19 protein-coding genes are annotated in these 17,116 nt (G+C 62.8%); 11 read left to right on the forward strand and 8 right to left on the reverse strand.

Going from position 1 to position 17,116, the window contains the following annotated elements; all coding sequences use genetic code 11:
* Positions 1 to 3 precede the first annotated feature (3 nt).
* The 4 genes from EA472_RS19870 to EA472_RS19885 all read left to right on the forward strand — a co-directional run bounded on the left by EA472_RS19870 (position 4) and on the right by EA472_RS19885 (position 4,832).
* Positions 4 to 1,761 carry an ATP synthase subunit A gene (locus tag EA472_RS19870; RefSeq protein WP_124193244.1) on the forward strand — a complete coding sequence of 586 codons (1,758 nt, stop codon included), beginning with the start codon at positions 4 to 6 and terminating at the stop codon, positions 1,759 to 1,761.
* A gap of 2 nt (positions 1,762 to 1,763) precedes the next feature.
* Positions 1,764 to 3,179: an ATP synthase subunit B gene (locus EA472_RS19875; RefSeq protein WP_124193245.1), complete on the forward strand. Its 1,416-nt coding sequence runs from the start codon at positions 1,764 to 1,766 to the stop codon at positions 3,177 to 3,179.
* Positions 3,180 to 3,527: 348 nt separating this feature from the next.
* Positions 3,528 to 3,800, forward strand: a complete 273-nt coding sequence (locus EA472_RS19880; protein ID WP_124193246.1) for a hypothetical protein — start codon at positions 3,528 to 3,530, stop codon at positions 3,798 to 3,800.
* Positions 3,801 to 4,157: 357 nt separating this feature from the next.
* Positions 4,158 to 4,832, forward strand: a complete 675-nt coding sequence (locus tag EA472_RS19885; protein WP_124193247.1) for a GNAT family N-acetyltransferase — start codon at positions 4,158 to 4,160, stop codon at positions 4,830 to 4,832.
* Positions 4,833 to 4,974: 142 nt separating this feature from the next.
* On the opposite strand, the gene EA472_RS19890 is transcribed toward EA472_RS19885, so the two are convergent.
* Positions 4,975 to 5,277, reverse strand: coding sequence for a hypothetical protein (locus EA472_RS19890; protein ID WP_124193248.1), 303 nt, complete (start codon positions 5,275 to 5,277; stop codon positions 4,975 to 4,977).
* Positions 5,278 to 5,339: 62 nt separating this feature from the next.
* On the opposite strand from EA472_RS19890, the gene EA472_RS19895 reads away from it, so the two are divergent.
* The 3 genes from EA472_RS19895 (at position 5,340) to EA472_RS19905 (ending at position 6,874) form a co-directional block, all read left to right on the forward strand.
* Positions 5,340 to 5,558 (forward strand): zinc ribbon domain-containing protein, encoded by a 219-nt coding sequence (locus EA472_RS19895; protein WP_124193249.1) that lies wholly within the window; start codon positions 5,340 to 5,342, stop codon positions 5,556 to 5,558.
* Between the two features lie 93 nt (positions 5,559 to 5,651).
* A complete protein-coding gene (locus tag EA472_RS19900; protein ID WP_124193250.1) occupies positions 5,652 to 6,374 on the forward strand; it encodes a V-type ATP synthase subunit D in 723 nt (240 codons plus the stop codon).
* Positions 6,375 to 6,457: 83 nt separating this feature from the next.
* A complete protein-coding gene (locus tag EA472_RS19905) occupies positions 6,458 to 6,874 on the forward strand; it encodes a DUF6276 family protein (RefSeq protein ID WP_124193251.1) in 417 nt (138 codons plus the stop codon).
* A 203-nt stretch (positions 6,875 to 7,077) separates the two neighbouring features.
* Here the strand turns inward: EA472_RS19905 and EA472_RS19910 are convergent, their stop codons facing one another.
* The 3 genes from EA472_RS19910 to pan2 form a co-directional block, all read right to left on the reverse strand.
* On the reverse strand, positions 7,078 to 7,470 hold the full coding sequence (locus EA472_RS19910) for a DUF5811 family protein (RefSeq protein WP_124193252.1): 393 nt from the start codon (positions 7,468 to 7,470) through the stop codon (positions 7,078 to 7,080).
* Between the two features lie 58 nt (positions 7,471 to 7,528).
* Positions 7,529 to 8,008 carry a pyruvoyl-dependent arginine decarboxylase gene (locus tag EA472_RS19915; RefSeq protein WP_124193253.1) on the reverse strand — a complete coding sequence of 160 codons (480 nt, stop codon included), beginning with the start codon at positions 8,006 to 8,008 and terminating at the stop codon, positions 7,529 to 7,531.
* A 120-nt stretch (positions 8,009 to 8,128) separates the two neighbouring features.
* Positions 8,129 to 9,361, reverse strand: coding sequence for a proteasome-activating nucleotidase Pan2 (gene pan2, locus EA472_RS19920; protein WP_124193254.1), 1,233 nt, complete (start codon positions 9,359 to 9,361; stop codon positions 8,129 to 8,131).
* Between the two features lie 291 nt (positions 9,362 to 9,652).
* Between pan2 and EA472_RS19925 the strand changes: the two genes are divergently transcribed.
* Both EA472_RS19925 and EA472_RS19930 read left to right on the forward strand, forming a co-directional pair.
* The gene (locus EA472_RS19925; protein ID WP_124193255.1) at positions 9,653 to 10,267 is read left to right on the forward strand and encodes a hypothetical protein; all 615 of its coding nucleotides are present in this window, start codon (positions 9,653 to 9,655) and stop codon (positions 10,265 to 10,267) included.
* A gap of 270 nt (positions 10,268 to 10,537) precedes the next feature.
* On the forward strand, positions 10,538 to 11,377 hold the full coding sequence (locus tag EA472_RS19930; RefSeq protein WP_124193256.1) for a halocin C8-like domain-containing protein: 840 nt from the start codon (positions 10,538 to 10,540) through the stop codon (positions 11,375 to 11,377).
* Between the two features lie 134 nt (positions 11,378 to 11,511).
* On the opposite strand, the gene pepF is transcribed toward EA472_RS19930, so the two are convergent.
* A complete protein-coding gene (gene pepF, locus EA472_RS19935; RefSeq protein ID WP_124193257.1) occupies positions 11,512 to 13,305 on the reverse strand; it encodes an oligoendopeptidase F in 1,794 nt (597 codons plus the stop codon).
* Positions 13,306 to 13,445: 140 nt separating this feature from the next.
* Between pepF and EA472_RS19940 the strand changes: the two genes are divergently transcribed.
* Positions 13,446 to 14,843 (forward strand): M28 family peptidase, encoded by a 1,398-nt coding sequence (locus tag EA472_RS19940; protein ID WP_124193258.1) that lies wholly within the window; start codon positions 13,446 to 13,448, stop codon positions 14,841 to 14,843.
* Between the two features lie 2 nt (positions 14,844 to 14,845).
* On the opposite strand, the gene EA472_RS19945 is transcribed toward EA472_RS19940, so the two are convergent.
* The gene (locus EA472_RS19945; RefSeq protein WP_124193259.1) at positions 14,846 to 15,091 is read right to left on the reverse strand and encodes a hypothetical protein; all 246 of its coding nucleotides are present in this window, start codon (positions 15,089 to 15,091) and stop codon (positions 14,846 to 14,848) included.
* 134 nt (positions 15,092 to 15,225) lie between these two features.
* Here EA472_RS19945 and EA472_RS19950 point away from each other — a divergent pair, with 134 nt between their 5' ends.
* Positions 15,226 to 15,678: a response regulator gene (locus tag EA472_RS19950; RefSeq protein ID WP_207891192.1), complete on the forward strand. Its 453-nt coding sequence runs from the start codon at positions 15,226 to 15,228 to the stop codon at positions 15,676 to 15,678.
* Positions 15,679 to 15,810: 132 nt separating this feature from the next.
* Here EA472_RS19950 and EA472_RS19955 read toward each other — a convergent pair whose 3' ends face one another.
* Together EA472_RS19955 and EA472_RS19960 are read right to left on the reverse strand one after the other, a co-directional pair.
* Positions 15,811 to 16,299: a hypothetical protein gene (locus EA472_RS19955; protein WP_124193260.1), complete on the reverse strand. Its 489-nt coding sequence runs from the start codon at positions 16,297 to 16,299 to the stop codon at positions 15,811 to 15,813.
* Positions 16,299 to 16,592, reverse strand: a complete 294-nt coding sequence (locus EA472_RS19960; RefSeq protein ID WP_124193261.1) for a UPF0175 family protein — start codon at positions 16,590 to 16,592, stop codon at positions 16,299 to 16,301. Before EA472_RS19960 ends, EA472_RS19955 begins: the two co-directional genes overlap by 1 nt.
* Positions 16,593 to 17,116 lie beyond the last annotated feature (524 nt).

The following is a 17,116-nucleotide window of genomic DNA, read 5'->3' on the forward strand; positions in this document are numbered from 1 at the left end:
ACAATGAGTCAGGCAATCGAAACCGTCGACGAAGACGGTGTAATCGAACGCGTGAGCGGTCCGGTCGTGACCGCCACGGACCTCGACGCCCGAATGAACGACGTCGTGTACGTCGGCAACGAAGGGCTGATGGGCGAGGTCATCGAAATCGAAGGGAATCTGACCACCATTCAGGTGTACGAAGAGACCTCCGGCGTCGGTCCGGGCGAACCCGTCGAGAACACGGGTGAACCCCTTTCCGTCGACCTCGGACCCGGGATGCTGAACGCCATCTACGACGGCGTCCAGCGCCCGCTCGACGTGCTCGAGGAGAAGATGGGCACGGCGTTTCTCGACCGCGGCGTCGACGCGCCCGGCATCGACTTCGAGAAGGTATGGGAGTTCGAGCCGACCGTCGACGAAGGCGACTCGGTCGGTCCCGGCGACGTGATCGGCGAGGTTCCCGAAACCGCGAGCATCACTCACAAGGTGATGGTGCCGCCGAATTACGAGGGCGGTGAGGTCACGTCGATCGAAGCCGGCGAGTTCACGGTCGACGAACCGGTCGCCGAACTCGACTCCGGCGAGGAAGTGACGATGCACCAGGAGTGGCCGGTGCGCGAGGCTCGCCCCGCCAACGAGAAGGAGACGCCGACGATCCCGCTCGTTTCTGGACAGCGCATCCTCGACGGTCTGTTCCCGATCGCCAAGGGCGGAACCGCGGCGATTCCAGGTCCGTTCGGCTCGGGCAAGACCGTCACCCAACACCAGCTCGCCAAGTGGGCCGACGCGGACATCGTCGTCTACGTCGGCTGTGGCGAACGCGGCAACGAGATGACCGAGGTCATCGAGGACTTCCCGGAGCTCGAGGACCCGAAGACGGGCAAACCGCTCATGTCGCGAACGTGTCTCATCGCGAACACGTCCAACATGCCCGTCGCCGCTCGAGAGAGCTGCATCTACACGGGGATCACCATCGCGGAGTACTTCCGCGACATGGGCTACGACGTCGCGCTGATGGCCGACTCCACCTCCCGGTGGGCAGAAGCCATGCGCGAAATCTCGAGTCGACTCGAGGAGATGCCCGGCGAGGAGGGATACCCCGCGTATCTCGCCGCGTCGCTGTCGGAGTTCTACGAGCGCGCCGGCCTCTTCCAGAACATCAACGGAACGCAGGGCTCGGTGTCGGTCATCGGGGCGGTGTCGCCGCCGGGCGGCGACTTCTCCGAGCCGGTCACCCAGAACACCCTGCGCATCGTCAAGACGTTCTGGGCGCTGGACGCCGACCTCGCGGAACGTCGACACTTCCCATCGATCAACTGGACCGAGTCGTACTCGCTGTATCGACAACAGCTCGATCCCTGGTTCCGCGAGAACGTCGAGGAAGACTGGCCGGAGGTCCGTCAGTGGGCCGTCGACGTACTCGACGAGGAAGGCGAACTCCAGGAGATCGTCCAGCTGGTCGGGAAGGACGCGCTGCCGGAGGACCAGCAGCTGACCCTCGAGGTCGCTCGCTACCTGCGGGAGGCGTGGCTCCAGCAGAACGCGTTCCACGACGTCGACACGTACTGCGATCCGAAAAAGACCTACCGGATGCTCCGGGCGATCAAGACGTTCAACGACGAGGCGTTCGAGGCCCTCGAGGCCGGCGTTCCGGTCGAGGAGATCGCCGACGTCGACGCGGTCCCGCGGCTCAACCGCATGGGAACCGCCGAGGAGTGGAACGAGTTCATCGACGAACTCGAATCGGACCTCGAAGAACAGATACGGAGTCTGTACTAACAATGAAAGAGTATCAGACCATTACGGAAGTCAGCGGCCCGCTGGTGTTCGCCGAAGTCGACGAACCCGTCGGATACGACGAGATCGTCGAGATCGAAACGCCGGAGGGCAGGACCCTGCGCGGGCAGGTGCTCGAGTCGAGCGAGGGACTCGTCTCAATTCAGGTGTTCGAAGGGACGGGCGGTATCGACCGCAACGCGTCCGTTCGCTTCCTGGGCGAGACGATGAAGATGCCCGTCACCGAGGACCTCCTCGGGCGGGTGCTCGACGGCTCCGGGAACCCCATCGACGGCGGCCCGGACATCGTCCCCGACGAGCGCATCGACATCGTCGGCGAAGCGATCAATCCCTACTCCCGGGAGTATCCCGAGGAGTTCATCCAGACCGGCGTCTCGGCCATCGACGGCATGAACACGCTGGTTCGCGGCCAGAAGTTGCCGATCTTCTCCGGGTCGGGACTGCCCCACAACGAACTCGCGCTCCAGATCGCCCGCCAGGCGACGGTGCCGGAGGAAGAAGAAGGCGACGAAGGGGGCTCGGAGTTCGCGGTCATCTTCGGCGCGATGGGGATCACCCAGGAGGAGGCAAACGAGTTCATGCAGGACTTCGAGCGCACGGGCGCGCTCGAGCGCTCGGTGGTCTTCATGAATCTCGCGGACGACCCCGCGGTCGAGCGGACGGTCACGCCGCGACTCGCGCTGACGACGGCGGAGTACCTCGCGTTCGAGAAGGGTTACCACGTGCTGGTTATCCTCACCGACATCACGAACTACTGCGAGGCGCTGCGCGAGATCGGTGCCGCACGCGAGGAGGTTCCGGGTCGACGCGGTTACCCCGGATACATGTACACCGACCTGGCCCAGCTTTACGAGCGCGCGGGCCGCATCGAGGGTCGCGAGGGCTCGGTGACCCAGATTCCGATCCTCACGATGCCCGGCGACGACGACACCCACCCGATCCCCGACCTGACCGGGTACATCACCGAAGGACAGATCGTGATGGACCGCGACCTGAACAGCCAGGGAATCGAGCCGCCGATCAACGTCCTGCCCAGCCTCTCGCGGCTGATGGACGACGGGATCGGCGAGGGCCTCACCCGCGCAGACCACGGCGACGTCTCCGACCAGATGTACGCCGCCTACGCGGAGGGTGAGGACTTGCGCGACCTCGTGAACATCGTCGGTCGCGAGGCGCTCTCCGAGCGCGACAACAAGTTCCTCGACTTCGCCGACCGCTTCGAGAACGAGTTCGCCCAGCAGGGCTACGAGACCAACCGGACGATCGAGGACACCCTCGAGATCGGCTGGGATCTGCTCTCGATGCTGCCGAAGGAGGAACTCAACCGCATCGGCGAGGACCTCATCGAGGAACACTACCGCGAAGACGAAGGCGAGCAGGTCGAAGCGACAGCGGACTGACCGGAAACACGGTTTTTCAGACCGCGACGTCGCGAGTGGGGGACACGATCGCCGTCCCTATATCCAGCCTTTTCAATCAGACGTTTTGATTTCACACGGTCCAGTTTTTCGTTGATCGCATTCCGGGACCGAGAAAGTGGTGGCACGGTCAGTACCTCGCAACTCGTTTTTCGAGGCTCGGGCGAATACGGCCCTGATCCGGAAGACGTAATCGATAAGGGGCCGGTGGAAGAATTCACGGGAGTCCATACCGAAGCCTTGCGATAACAGTGACGGTTTACACATCTCCTGAAGTATAAATTAGGTATAAAATTCCAAAATATAATATTTCATATTTAAAAATAAAATATGTTATATAGTGCCATAGTCGCATTCCTCATTGGATTCATCTGGGGAATCATTGTGTTCCTGTATGGTAAGGTCTCGAACGTAGACCCGATTCCCCGCTACGATGGAACGTTCCGTTCGGCAATTCGAACCGGGATCGATATCGCATTCGTAGGCGGTGGTACAGGAACCGTGGTGTACCTCACAGAGAGCTACCTTTCAGCGTTTCAGTACGGCCTTGCCGGAATAGTGTTTGCCTGCATCGCAGTCGCTGTTTCCGTCAATTTTCGGTGACGGTTCGATTCAACTCCCGAGAACAGTTCTTCGGATAACTCGTCCGACTCGTCGGTCCTACACGGGATGATTTGAGTGCTCTGCCAAAATTCATCGGGAACGATATCGGGTCGATCGACGGATCTCTCACGCGAGGTGCTCGTGAGACGCCGAACGAAACCGTCGATGCTCTGCCAGGCTGTACTATCCGGCCAACCTCGTGACGGAAGATTTCACGCCGACACCGAGGTTCGAGACCTCGTCGGAAGCGTGGTCGTCCATACGGACGCCGCGTCGGCCACGTCGTCGGACACCGCCCGATTTTGAAACGGTCTATGCAGCGGGTAAATACGTCTCTTCGCTACGCTGTCCCGATCGATGCAGCGCGAACTCGCCGCCGAACGACGAACCACACTCGAACCGGACAGCACCGCGGCAACCGCTGACGATCGCCCCTTTCCGGAACTCCTCGCGACGGATCGCCTGGTCCTAGAGCGGGCGTGTCGACAGAACGTCGCGCCACTCGAGTTCTACCGGATCCGCTCGAGCGACGACGGCGTCGAGGCGGTCACCGAGTACCTCCCGTGGGGGCCCGACGAGTCGCCGCGGGAGACCGCCGACCTGCTCGATCGGTTCGGACGCGAGTGGAAAAACGGGACGGTCGCTCGCTACTTCGTCCGGCCGCGAGCCACCGAACCGGACGCCGGTGCGCTGGCCGGCGTCGCCAAACTCGAGGTCGACCGAATTCGGGAGACGGGATCGCTCGGAATCTGGCTGCGCAAGCGGTTCTGGGGCCGAGGGTACTCCGGCGAGCGCGCCGGAGTTCTGCTCGAGTTGGCGTTCGACCGGCTGAACCTCGAGATCGTCGAGGTCGTCCACCAGGACGGAAACGATCGCTCGCAGCGAGCGGTCGAACGGTACGTCGAAACGTACGGCGGGGGATATCAGGGGCGTCTTCGAAACTGGCGAACGGACGGCGACGACGTCGTCGACGCACACCGGTACACGATCACGGCAGCCGAGTACGCCGACGCCGTCGACGACCGGCGCTGACGGTGCGGTTCGAACGCAGGAGCAGGCTCGAGGCGGCAACGTCGTTACTCCCGACGCCGAGCGGGCGGAGCGCCGGCGAGCGAGAACTGCCGCGTCGGTCGGACGGACGGGGTGCTACGCGATTCGTCGGACCGATCGGTAGTCAACGCGATTCGTCGGATCGACTCGAGTCGGATTCGGTTCCGTTTCGGGTTCGCTCGTTCGACCAGGATCCGTCCCCGATTCCGTCGGCGTCGCGTCGATCGTCGGTCCCGGTCGATCGATCCCTCGAGATCCGATCGCGGTCCGGCTCGGACGGCGAACGCCCGCTCCGCGCTCGAGCCTCGCGCTCCGCGGTCTCGCGATCCACGACGGTCGGATTCGACGTCTCGGCGGCGATCAGCACGTACAGACCGACCGTCGTCGCGAGGACGAACAGCGCGACGACGACGAAGACGCCGATCATACGAGTTCGTCTCGAGGTTCGATCAGAAGAACTATAGATATTTCCCCGACTCTTCCGATCGTATGCAACAACGCGAAACCGAGTCCGACGAGCGCGGCTGCCCCAAGTGCGGCCACACCGACACGGAGGTCGACGACATCGCGACCACGGGGACCGGGCTGTCGAAGTTCTTCGACATCCAGAACCGCAGATTCCGCGTCATCTCGTGCGTGAACTGCGGATACGCCGAACTCTACAAGGGCGGCCGGACGAGCGACATGGTCGACCTCTTTCTCGGCTGAGCCTCGAGACCGGGCCACGGCGGCTTCCAGGGCGGAATCCGGCGACGCAAACTGTAAACAGTTATCCGACTGGGGGCGTAAAGCCACGACAAGATGGCCAAGGACGTCAAACCCACCCGCAAAAATCTGATGGAGATCGAAGATCGGATCGAACTCTCCGAGCGCGGGCACGGGACCCTGGAGAAGAAGCGCGACGGCCTGATCATGGAGTTCATGGACATCCTGGACAAGGCCCAGGACGTTCGCGGCGAGCTCTCCGACGACTACGAGGTGGCCCAGAAGAAGATCAACATGGCTCGAGCGATGGAAGGCGACGTCGCGGTTCGCGGGGCCGCCGCTGCGTTACAGGAACACCCCGAGATCACCACCGAGTCGAAGAACATCATGGGCGTCGTCGTCCCCCAGATCGAGTCCTCGCGAGTCTCGAAGAGCCTCGACGAGCGCGGCTACGGGATCATGGGCACGTCGGCCCGCATCGACGAGGCGGCCGAGGCCTACGAGGATCTCCTGGAGAGCATCATCCTCGCCGCGGAGGTCGAGACCGCGATGAAGAAGATGCTCCGCGAGATCGAGACGACGAAACGCCGCGTCAACGCCCTCGAGTTCAAGCTCCTGCCCGAACTCTACGAGAACCAGGAGTACATCGAGCAGAAACTCGAAGAACAGGAACGCGAGGAGACGTTCCGCCTGAAGAAAATCAAAGAGAAGAAAGAACAGGAGGAAAAGGAAGCGCGCGCAGCCGACGACGAGGACGCAGCGGAGCGCGACGAAGCGGAGATGGAGCAGGCGACCGCGGGCGGCGTTCCCGGAAACTGACGCGCGCGTCTCCCGACGCGACCGGCGAACCTGCGACGGCGTGGGGAAAGCGTTTTTGCGACTCTCTCCCGAACGACGAGCCGATGGCCTGTTCCGAGTGCGGTGCGCGAGTAGTGACGTTCGCCGTTCCCCCGTCGTACCGCGAGTACGCGCCCGACGACGCGTCGACCGTCGCGTTCTGTACGCGGTGTCTGACCGTCGACGCTCTCGAACCCGACGAGTACGAGTCCAACGGCGAGACGACCGATTCACCGCCGTTCGATCGAGTGAGCGACGCGTTCCCGACCGATCCCGACCGGGCGATTCCGCTCGCGCTCGCGATCGGACTCTGTTCGTCGCTGGCGACGAACCGCGACGCGATCGAATCGCTCCTGCGAGACCTCGAGCGGGCGGGCGTCGATCCCCTGCTGGTCGTTGAACGTCTCGAGGCCGATCCGTCCGTCGAGCCGGCGGTCGACCTGGGTCGGCGGGCACACCAGCTCGAGCAGCTGCTGTACTGACACGGTCTGCTGCCCGTCAGTTCCTTGCCGTATCGACCGAAACGGTGCGTCGACTGCTGTACTGACTGGACCGGTATGTATCGACTGGATCGGTGTGTGTAGATTGATCGGTGTGTGTCGACTGGACCGGTGTGTGCCGACTAATTGGTGTGTACTGACGAAGATGAAGAAACCGGATGCGGGCGACGGGCCCGCTCGAGGAGCTACTTTCCGGTCGGCGTCACGTTCTCGCTGACGGCCTGTTTCACCTGGAGCGCGGCGCTCGCGGCCAGTCCACGGGCGACTTCGTTGCGCTCATCGGAGGTGATGATCTCCTCGGTTGCGTCCTCGAGGTCCGGCGTGAAGCCGGCGCTGACGGCGTGGCCGACGGGTGGCCTGACGGCGACGGTCACCTGCGGGCCGGCGATACCGGTCGTGACGTCGGCGTCGACGACGTACTCGTCGGGCAGGAACTCGCGGGTTTGAGCGGCGATCCGCGAGACGTCACGGTGGAGTAGTCGCTTCTGTGACCTCGAGAGTTCCGGAACGTCCGCCGCGGCTCGCTGACCAGCCTGCGTCTCCCCCGGCAGCCCTGCGTACGGCGTATTTCCGTTCATGAGAAGTGTGTACCGGTTGCAATGCGCCGACGGGTCAAAAGAGTTCGCCTTCGGACACTCACACGATCGGGTCGCTCGCGCCGTAGACCGCGAGGACGACGGCCGTCGTGTACGCACCCGACTCGGCGTCCGCGCTCTCGACGGCCAGACGCGGTTCGTCGAACTCCCACTCCCGGAGTTGCTTTCCGGCGTCCAGTCCCTTTCGGACGCGTCGTTCGACGTCGTCGGGGTCGGTTTCGTCGGCCGCCTCGTAGAACAGACCAGGTCCGCCGTCGACCGATCGTGACCACGCGAGCGCGGCGCTCACGCGGCCGGGACCGGCGGTCGTCGCTCGAGACTCGACGACGGTGAGGCGCTCGCCCGCCGGGCCGAGGTCGGGTGCGGTGGCGACGGCCTCGACGGGGACGTCGGCGGGGATTACCGAAGAGACGGAGACGAGGTTGTAGTTCTCGACGCCCGCCTCCGCGAGCGCGGCGTCGTAGGAAGCCATCGCCGTCGGAGCCGACGCGGATCCCCAGACGACTCGAATCGTGGCCATACTCGGGTTTCGGAGACGAACGGCGTAAGGCCTTGCGGTTTCTGTTCGATCGCCGATTGCGGTCGCTGGGCCCGCTCGAGAAGTGAGAACCCATCGCGTTCGAAACGCAGTCCGATCGGTCTACTGGTAGAAGTAACCCGCAGAGGTGACGACGTCGCTCGAGTCGTCGTTTTCGATCTTGTCGACGGCCTCGAGGAAGTCCTGGTGATGGACCTCGTTTCGTTCGTTTCGGATGGCGAACATGCCCGCCTCGGTCGCGAGGCTCTCGATGTCTGCGCCGGAGTAGCCCTCGGTGTCGTCGGCGAGGGCGGCGAAATCGACGTCGTTGTCGACGTTCATCTCGCGGGTGTGGATCTGGAGGATCCGCTCGCGGCCGTCGCGGTCGGGCTCTGGCACTTCGATGAGACGATCGAACCGGCCGGGACGGAGGATGGCGCGGTCGAGCATGTCGAAGCGGTTGGTGGCGGCGATGATGCGGATCTCGCCGCGGGCCTCGAAGCCGTCCATCTCCGCGAGCAGTTGCATCATCGTGCGCTGAACCTCGGCGTCTCCCGACGTTTTGGACTCCGTTCGCGTGGTCGCGATGGCGTCGATCTCGTCGATGAAGATGATGGCGGGTTCGCGCTCGCGGGCCATCTCGAAGAGGTCGCGAACGAGACGGGACCCCTCGCCGATGAACTTGCGGACGAGTTCCGAGCCGGCCATCTTGACGAACGTCGCGTCGGTCTTGTTCGCGACCGCTTTCGCGAGCATCGTCTTGCCGGTGCCCGGCGGGCCGTACAGCAAGACGCCGCTCGGTGGCTCGATACCGACCTCCTCGAAGACTTCGGGCTCCGAGAGGGGCTGTTCGACGGCTTCACGGACCTCGCGGATCTGCTGGTCGATGCCGCCGATGTCCTCGTAGCTGACCTCGGGGCGCTCGGTGATCTCCATCGACTGGGCGCGAGCGTCGGTTTCGGCGTCCAGCACGGTCTGGATCGCGAACGAATCGTCGACTGCGACGCGATCGCCGGCACCCACCCGGTCTGCCATTCGCGGCGAGACTTCGGTGAGCACCTCCTGGTTGTTGCCGTGTTGTTTCACGACGACTTCGCCGTCGCCGACGACGTCCTCGACGGTCGCGATGTACAGCGACGAGCTCTTGAGCGTCTCGTTTTCGCGCTCGACGCGGTCGACTCGCTCCCGAAGGCTCGCTCTTCGCTCCTCGGCGTCGTCGAGCTGGGCAGAGAGCTGTTCGTGGACGTCGACGAGTTCGGCGTAGTGGCCGCGCAGCGCCTCAATCCGCTCGTCGTCGGGGAGATCGGGGTCTATTTCGCGATGGGGTCGGTCGGGAAGAGACGGGCTTCGAGACATCCTGACGTGCATCGATAAGACCCCGGCGATAAATGTGCCTTTGGGTCGCGGGTAGTTCTTGCAGCCCACCAGACCGTCGACGAACACGACTCGTAGTGGTCTGTCGTAGTCGTTTTGTGTCAATGCACTCCTACACGCGAACTGTTGGCCAGAACTATTCTAGCCGATCGCCTCAAACGCGCTCGCGCCGACACTGTCGATTCGAACCGCTGTATCCCGCCGGGTACGATCCATTTAAATACTATGCAGACAGCGGTGATTTTAATAGGGTAGCTGCGGTAATCCTGGGAAATGATCGAGAAATACTTTTCAACCCTCGCTCGTGAAGTGGGCCATCTGGTCCTTCTCGGTGTGTTACTGTATTTGATTCTCGACGTCGGGAGCGAAGCAACAGCAGCGATACTCGGCTTCGTCGTTCTTGTGAGGGCCGTGTGGCTCGTCCCGTCCACTGATCGTCTGACCTCTCGGACGGTGTCGGTGGTGGTCCTCCTTGGCGTCGTTGCCGTCGGGACCGCCGTAACCGTATTATACTGGACGGAAGTCGGATGGCTCGTCCCACTTCTCGTGTTGATCGCGTTGTGGCTCCTTCTCGACGTACTCATCGGAACCGCGGGAGAGCCCCCTCAGGATCGGTTACCCGAGGATGACAGAATCCAGGCGGCTCTCCTCTATGAACTCCGAGACGTACTCAGAAACGCTGACTCGCCCCAGACGGACGAGGAGCTCGCCGCCAAACTGGGTGTCGACCGGGAACGCGTCCACGATGCCCTTACGACGCTCGAAGAAGACGACTTCGTCGACTCGAGCGCCGAGGGGTACGTTCTCGAAGAGAACCGTCTCGGGCTCGTATATTGGGTTCGGCGGGCTGTCCAACGATTATTAAAACCGTTTCGCTCGATCGGATAGCAGCGTTCGGGGTTCTGAGGGCGTGTAGTGCCCACACGAGGAGACGACTGCGTCGCTCAAATATAACCTTAATGATATAAAAGCAAGACCAAATACAAATGATTAATATAGTCATGTTTACAAAATAAATATATAAGTATGCATTTCTAATTATTAGAAATTGCTATATTGGAAGAAAATTCAGATGGCGATTCAGAAGAAACATCAGCGAACCGGCGAGCGATTTTGAAAGCGGTCGGCGCCACCGGTGTTGCTGGAATCGGCACAGGAATGATAGGCACTGCGGGTGCAACAGAGCCCGACGAGCTGCTCACCGGCTCGGAGGTCCGCCAGTACACCGCAGCCAGTCGTCGATCGGATGAATCGCGGAAACTCTACCAGAACCTCAACGAGAAGGGGTTCAATCCAGCGATGCACGATGCGGTCGCGATCCCCGTCTCGGCTGGCGACCTCTCCCTCGAGGAGAGAGCGGAGGTGGATATCGATTCCGGGGAGTTCGAGCAACTCGATCCGGTGAGTCTGTTCGTTCCGTTCCACAGTGAAGACGAAGAGGAGATCGCGCTACTCAACGCTCTTATCGTCGAATCAGAGGACGGAAATGGGAGACACGTACCCGTCGCTGCGTGGGCATTCGTCGTCAGCGGCGAACAGAACGAGGAAAGCGGGGAGATCGACTTTACCGTCGACGTCGTTGCGTTCGAAGAGTCCAACGCTGGAGTCGCTACGGCCGATGATGAGACGTCCGACGTTGGAACGGCCGACGCTGGGACGACCGACTCGAGCCGGGACGTCGAGAGCATCGACGAATTTACCGTCTCTCGGTCCATGTCGGAACTCGAGGGCGAATCGGAGGCCGGTACGCAATCGCTGCCGAGCGTGCCGGGAGTCATTAGCGCTGGACTTTGCATCGCGGTCGTGTCGGAAGTCTGTGACCGGTACGGAGATCAGGTCCAACGTTCGGCGTGTGCACGGATCTGTCTGCGGACCGCAAACCCAGTCGCCGCCGGTGGTTGTGCCGCGTTCTGTTTGGCAGTCGTCGAAGTGATCGATCGATACGGGTGCCAGCGCAGTGGTGACTTCCTCTGTGCAGCACTCGGGTTCTCCGTCTGAGCCATCACCGTTTGAGATTTTTTGAACGAGAGCCGCGGGGCTCCGTCTGAGTACTGGATCCAACTATCCGATCGGCCAGTTACCGACCGGTTGTTACCCGGTTGTTCGAAACTGCTGAAGACGGTGATCGTGCTCTACTCGAGCAACTCGGCTAACTCCTCGAGCCGCTCGCCGTAGGTCGCGAGCGCGCGGTCGATCGGCTCGGACGTGCTCATGTCGACGCCGGCGATCCGGAGCAGGTCGAGCGGATACTCCCGCGAGCCCCGCCGGAGGAACGTCAGGTAGTCCTCGGCGGCCGTCTCGCCCTCCTCGAGAATGCGGTCGACGAGCGCGAGCGCCGCGGAGATGCCGGTCGCGTACTGATAGACGTAGAACGCCCGGTAGAAGTGCGGAATGCGCATCCACTCGCGGGCGATCCGGTCGTCGACGACGGCGGGTTCGTAGTACTCCGCTTTGAGCCCGCGGTAGAGGTCGTCCAGTCGGTCCGCGGTGAGCGGTTCGCCCGCCTCCTCGAGGCGGTGAGTCTCGTGTTCGAACTCCGCGAACAGGGTCTGGCGGTACAGCGTCGAGCGCACCCGTTCGAGGAACTCGTTCAGGACGTGCGTTCGGAACTCGTCGTCGTCGACCGTCTCGAGCAGGTGGTTCGTCAACAGGGCCTCGTTGACGGTGCTCGCGACCTCCGCGACGAAGATCTCGTAGCCCGAGTAGACGAAGGGCTGTTCGTCTTTCGCCAGCTCGGAGTGCATCGAGTGGCCGAGTTCGTGCGCCAGGGTGTACATCGAGGAGATGTCGTCCTGGTAGTTCATCAGGATGAACGGCTGGGTGTCGTAGGTTCCGCCGGAGTAGGCCCCCGACTGCTTCCCTTCGTTCTCGTAGACGTCGACCCAGCGGGAGTTGAGTCCCTCCGCCACGCGGGACTGGTAGGTTTCGCCCAGCGGTTCGAGCGAGTCGACGACGTACTCGGTCGCCCGGTCGTAGTCGACGTCGGGACCTTCGTCGCCGGTCAGAGGCATATAGAGGTCCCACATCCGGAGCTCGTCGACGTCGAGCGCCTCGCGCTTGAGTTCGGCGTGGTGGTGGAGCTTCTCGAGGTTGTCGTGAACCGAATCGACGAGGGTATCGTAGACGGAGACCGGGACGTTCGGCCCGTCGAGGGCGGCCTCGCGGGCGCTGTCGTAGTCGCGCACCCCGGCCAATTTGACGTCGGCTTTGACGCTGTTCTTGTAGGCGGTGGCGACCGTATTCCGCATCGCCTCCCACTCGTCGAAGTAGGCCTCGTACACCCGACGGCGGAAGTCGCGATCCGTCCGTTTGAGCAGGTTCGTGACGTTACTCTGCGTGATTTTGATCGACTCACCGTCGCTGTCCTCGACCGCCGGAAACTCCATGTCGGCGTTCGAGAGCATGTTGTAGACGTCGCCGGACGCGCCGGTCACCTCGCTCAGCTCCGCCAGCAGTTCCTCGACCTCGGCCGAGCGCGTGTGCGGTTTCATCCGCAACACGTCGTCGACGTAGTGGTCGTACGTCTCGAGGTCGGGAACGGCCTCGACCATCTCCTCGAACTCCTCGCGGGTCAGCTCCTGGAGTTCGGGATCGATGAACGACGACGCCGACTGCGCTTCCGACGCGAGCGACTGGGCGCGGGCGGTCAGCGCCTGGTAGTGCTGGTCCGTGGTGTCCTCGTCGCGACGCATCCGCGCGTAGGCCGCGACGGTCGAAACGTCGCGCATCACCTCGTCGCGAAGCTCGAGCACGGTCAGCAACGTCTCCGCGTCGTCGATCGTCTGTCCTTCGTAGCGCGCCAGTTCGTCGACGCGTTCGCTGACGGCCTCGTATGCGGCTTCCCAGTCGTCGTCGGTCGCGTAGATACTCTCGAGGTTCCAGGTGTACTCCTCGTCGACCTCGGAACGGTCGGGAACGGAACTCATAGCCGGCGATTCGCAACGAAGGTGGTAAAGGGTATCGGAGCCCGGATCGACCGCTCGAGACGCTGAGGATCGACGGAGTGTTGGGCGAATCGCGATCGGTTCGCCGTCAGAGTATTCTCCGTGGCCGACGAACGGAGCGTATGAACGGGACCGGCGGGATCGACGATCGGCTCGCACGGGCGCTCGGTCGCGCCTGGATCGACGATCACCCCTGGGAGCTGGTGACGCGACTGGCCGAACTTTCCGGCCGGATGGGAGGGTCGACGGGAGAGCGGCGAGCGGCGACGATCGTCCACGAAACGTTCCGAGACGTGGGGCTCGCGAACGTCCGCGTCGACGAGTTCTCGATACCCAGGTGGGAACGATTCAACACCGAGTTCGAGGTGTTCGGCGGAGAATCGACGTCGAGCGGCGTCGGGAGTTACGGCGACAGACGAATCGACAGATCGTTCGACGCCGTCGCGCTTCCGTACTCGCCCGCCGGCGAAATCGAGGGCAGACTGGTCGACGTCGGATACGGTACGCCGGGGGAAATCGAAGAGGCGGACCTTCGCGGAAACGTCGCCGTCGCGAGCACGACGACGCCGCCGGCCAAGCGGTTCGTCCACCGAATGGAGACGTTCGGCCACGTCGTGACCGCGGGTGCGGCCGGGTTCGTCTTCGGGAATCACCGCCCCGGACAGCTGCCGCCGACCGGTGCGCTCCGGTTCGACGGCGAGGCGTCGATCCCCGGCGTCGGCGTCAGCGCCGAAACCCACAGCTGGCTCATCGAGTACGCCGAGCGGGGCGTCGATGCGCGTCTCCGCGTTGACGCCGAAACGCGCGAGGGGACGAGTCGAAACGTGAGCGGGACGCTCGGGCCGGACACCGACGACGAAGTGGTCGTCGTCGCCCACTACGACGCCCACGACCTCGGGGAGGGCGCGCTCGACAACGGCTGCGGAATCGCGACGGTCGGCGGCGCGGCGCGCATCCTCGCGGAGATCGAACCCATTCTCGAGCGACGCGTCAGGATCGTCGCCGTCGGCAGCGAGGAGATCGGCCTGCTCGGTGCCGAAGAGCTCGCCGACGAACTCGCACTCGAGTCGGTCCGCGCCGCGATCAACGTCGACGGTGCCGGACGGTTCCGAAATCTGCAAGCGATCTCGCACGGGTCCGACGCGCTCGGACGGCTCGCCTGTCGCGTCTCGAGCGACGCCGGCCAGCCGATCGTATTCGACGGCGATCCCCATCCGTTCAGCGATCACTGGCCGTTCCTCCGGGAAGGCGTTCCGACGCTGCAGCTGTACAGCGAACCCCCGGACGGCGGCGAGCGCGGACGCGGATGGGGCCACACGGCGGCCGACACCCGAGACAAGGTCGATCCGCGAAATCTTCGCACGCACGCGATGCTGACGGCGTTGCTCGTCGTCGAACTGACGAAAACGGACGTCCCGCGTATCGACGGGAGCGAACTACGCGAACGGCTGCGCCAGCAACGGTACGAGCCGGGGATGCGGGCGGCCGGCATCTGGCCGCCCTCGTGGGGCGAGCGATGAAATCAGCCGCGCATCTCGGCGTCGACCGCGGTGCGGACGACGCGTGCGAGCCCGAGCACCGCGACGAACGTCCCGGCGAACGCGAGCGCGACAAAGAGGAAGACGCCCATGAGAACCGCACCGGCGTCGGAGTGGTCGAGCAGCTGCGAGACGACGAACCGGTAGCTCAGATAGACGAAGACGACACCCGCGGCGACGCGAATCGACGCGCGCCAGTACGCACCGTACTCCTCGGGCGACAGTTCCATGCGCCGAGGTGTGTGCCGCGACGTAAAAAGCACTCGTACGCGAGTCGGGGATCGATCCGTCAGTGACGACCGCTGGATCACCACTACGTGTGTAGGAAGCAGTCTTACCCGTGTGAACGTGATAGAGGTCCGTAATGAGTGATTCGAACAGCGACGACCCGATAACGATCATGCTCGTCGAAGACAATCCGGGCGACGTCCGTCTCACGCAGGAAGCGTTCAAGACGACGAACAGCGATATCGAATTCCTCGTCGTCACGAACGGCTCACAGGCCGAAGAGTCGATTCGCGACTGCGAGGACGACGAATCGCCCGACAGACCGGACATGATCCTACTGGATCTGAACCTCCCCGGCGTCGACGGATTCACCATCCTCGAGACGCTGAACGAGTCGCTCGAGCACCCACCGCCACCGGTCATCGTCCTCTCGAGTTCGAAAACCGAAGCGGACGTCACCAGGTGTTACGAACTCGACGCCAACGCGTACATCACGAAGCCGGACAGTCCGGACGAGTTCGACGCGATCGCCCAGGCGGTCGAAGACTTCTGGATCGACTCGGCGGTGCGTCCACCCGCGCCGTCGTAGACGGAGTTCTCATCTTTCATACCGTCTGACAGTAGTTGAATGCAGTCCTCGGTCTCTCCGAACGTGCTGGGTACGTGACCGAATTCACAGAAGAATCGAGGCGGATGCCACGGGGCTTGAGCCCGAGGCGATTTACTCTCCCAGTTCTCGGAGCTTCTTCTGCACCCGCGTGTAGACTTTCGGATGCAGGTTCATTCCCTCGTCCACGAGGTCGTACAGGATATCGGTTGCCTCATCCGCCGCCAAGTCACTTTCTTTCGTACACCTGAGCAACAGCGTCGTCACCCACCAACACTCGACGCCGTGACTCCGAGCGACCTCGATCAGCCCTTTGTCGTTAGCGAGGAGGATTTTCTCGTCGGCCTCTGCCAGCAGGATCACTGACGCGTCGGCCACAGCAATTCCCTCCATCGACGCCACTTCGTCGGCTGCACCCGGCGTTCCGTGAACAGCTACGTCCGCCAGAAACTCGTCGAGCGTCGCGGTACCACGCTTCCCCTCGGTGAGGAGTTCCTCCCGAACTTCTTCTGTCGTCCGAATATCGTCAAAGGCGGTCGAGACGAGATCGAGTCGCCCGACCCACGCGAGCGGAATCAGCGCGGAGGAATCGACGACGACCATTAGATGCGATCGTGATCGCGTTCGAGGTCGTCCGTCGTGTACCCGACGTCGATCCCCTCTTCTGCGGCGAGGGTCAACATCTCGACGTACGAGACGTCCGCCAGCTCCGCTGCCTTCCGCAGCGTGATGCGGTGGTCACGGAGCTGGTCGAGTGCCCGCTTCTTGCGCCAGTCGGAGAGGCCCTGTCGGATCAGGCGGCGAAGCACCTCCGATCGATCGGCGCTCATCTCCGCCTCGAGTTCGGCGAGGGCCTCCTCGTCGTCCTCCGGGATGCGCGTGGTGACCGTTTTCATCGTTACGATCCACTACGTTACGATACGCAATAGATGTAACGGAGACCCCTCCCGCTTCGAATCGATTGGCGTGCCGGGCGAACACATCGTTCGAAAATCGACGGGTGGAACGAGTCGAGTGCCTCGGGATCGTTCGAAAATTGTCGAGTTCGAGATTTGGAAAACGTTCCGCTCTCGCCGAGTTGGCAGGATTTTCGCTCCCGCTTGGTGATGAGATGGTTATGCAGAGCCCGACGGCTGACCGAGACTATCCGATGTGCCTTTCCGAGTCGGGGGCGTCTACGGTCGTATGAACGCAGAACCACTGATCGTTCCTACGCGGAACGTGATACAGGGTTCGGTGACGTACCTATGACGCGACGACTACTACAACTACCTCTCTTGGTCTGTTTCACCTACTAGTAGAGCCTCCAGTAAATTCGTACCCAGTTGGGCATCCTATCGAAGATAGGCCTGCGCGGCGGTGTCAAAACACGATTCAGGTGAGCCAGTGAACGAGCCGTCGAGCGTAATCGACGGCTCGT

It is taken from the genome of Natrarchaeobius oligotrophus, from assembly GCF_003841465.1.
GTDB classification, from domain to species: domain Archaea; phylum Halobacteriota; class Halobacteria; order Halobacteriales; family Natrialbaceae; genus Natrarchaeobius; species Natrarchaeobius oligotrophus.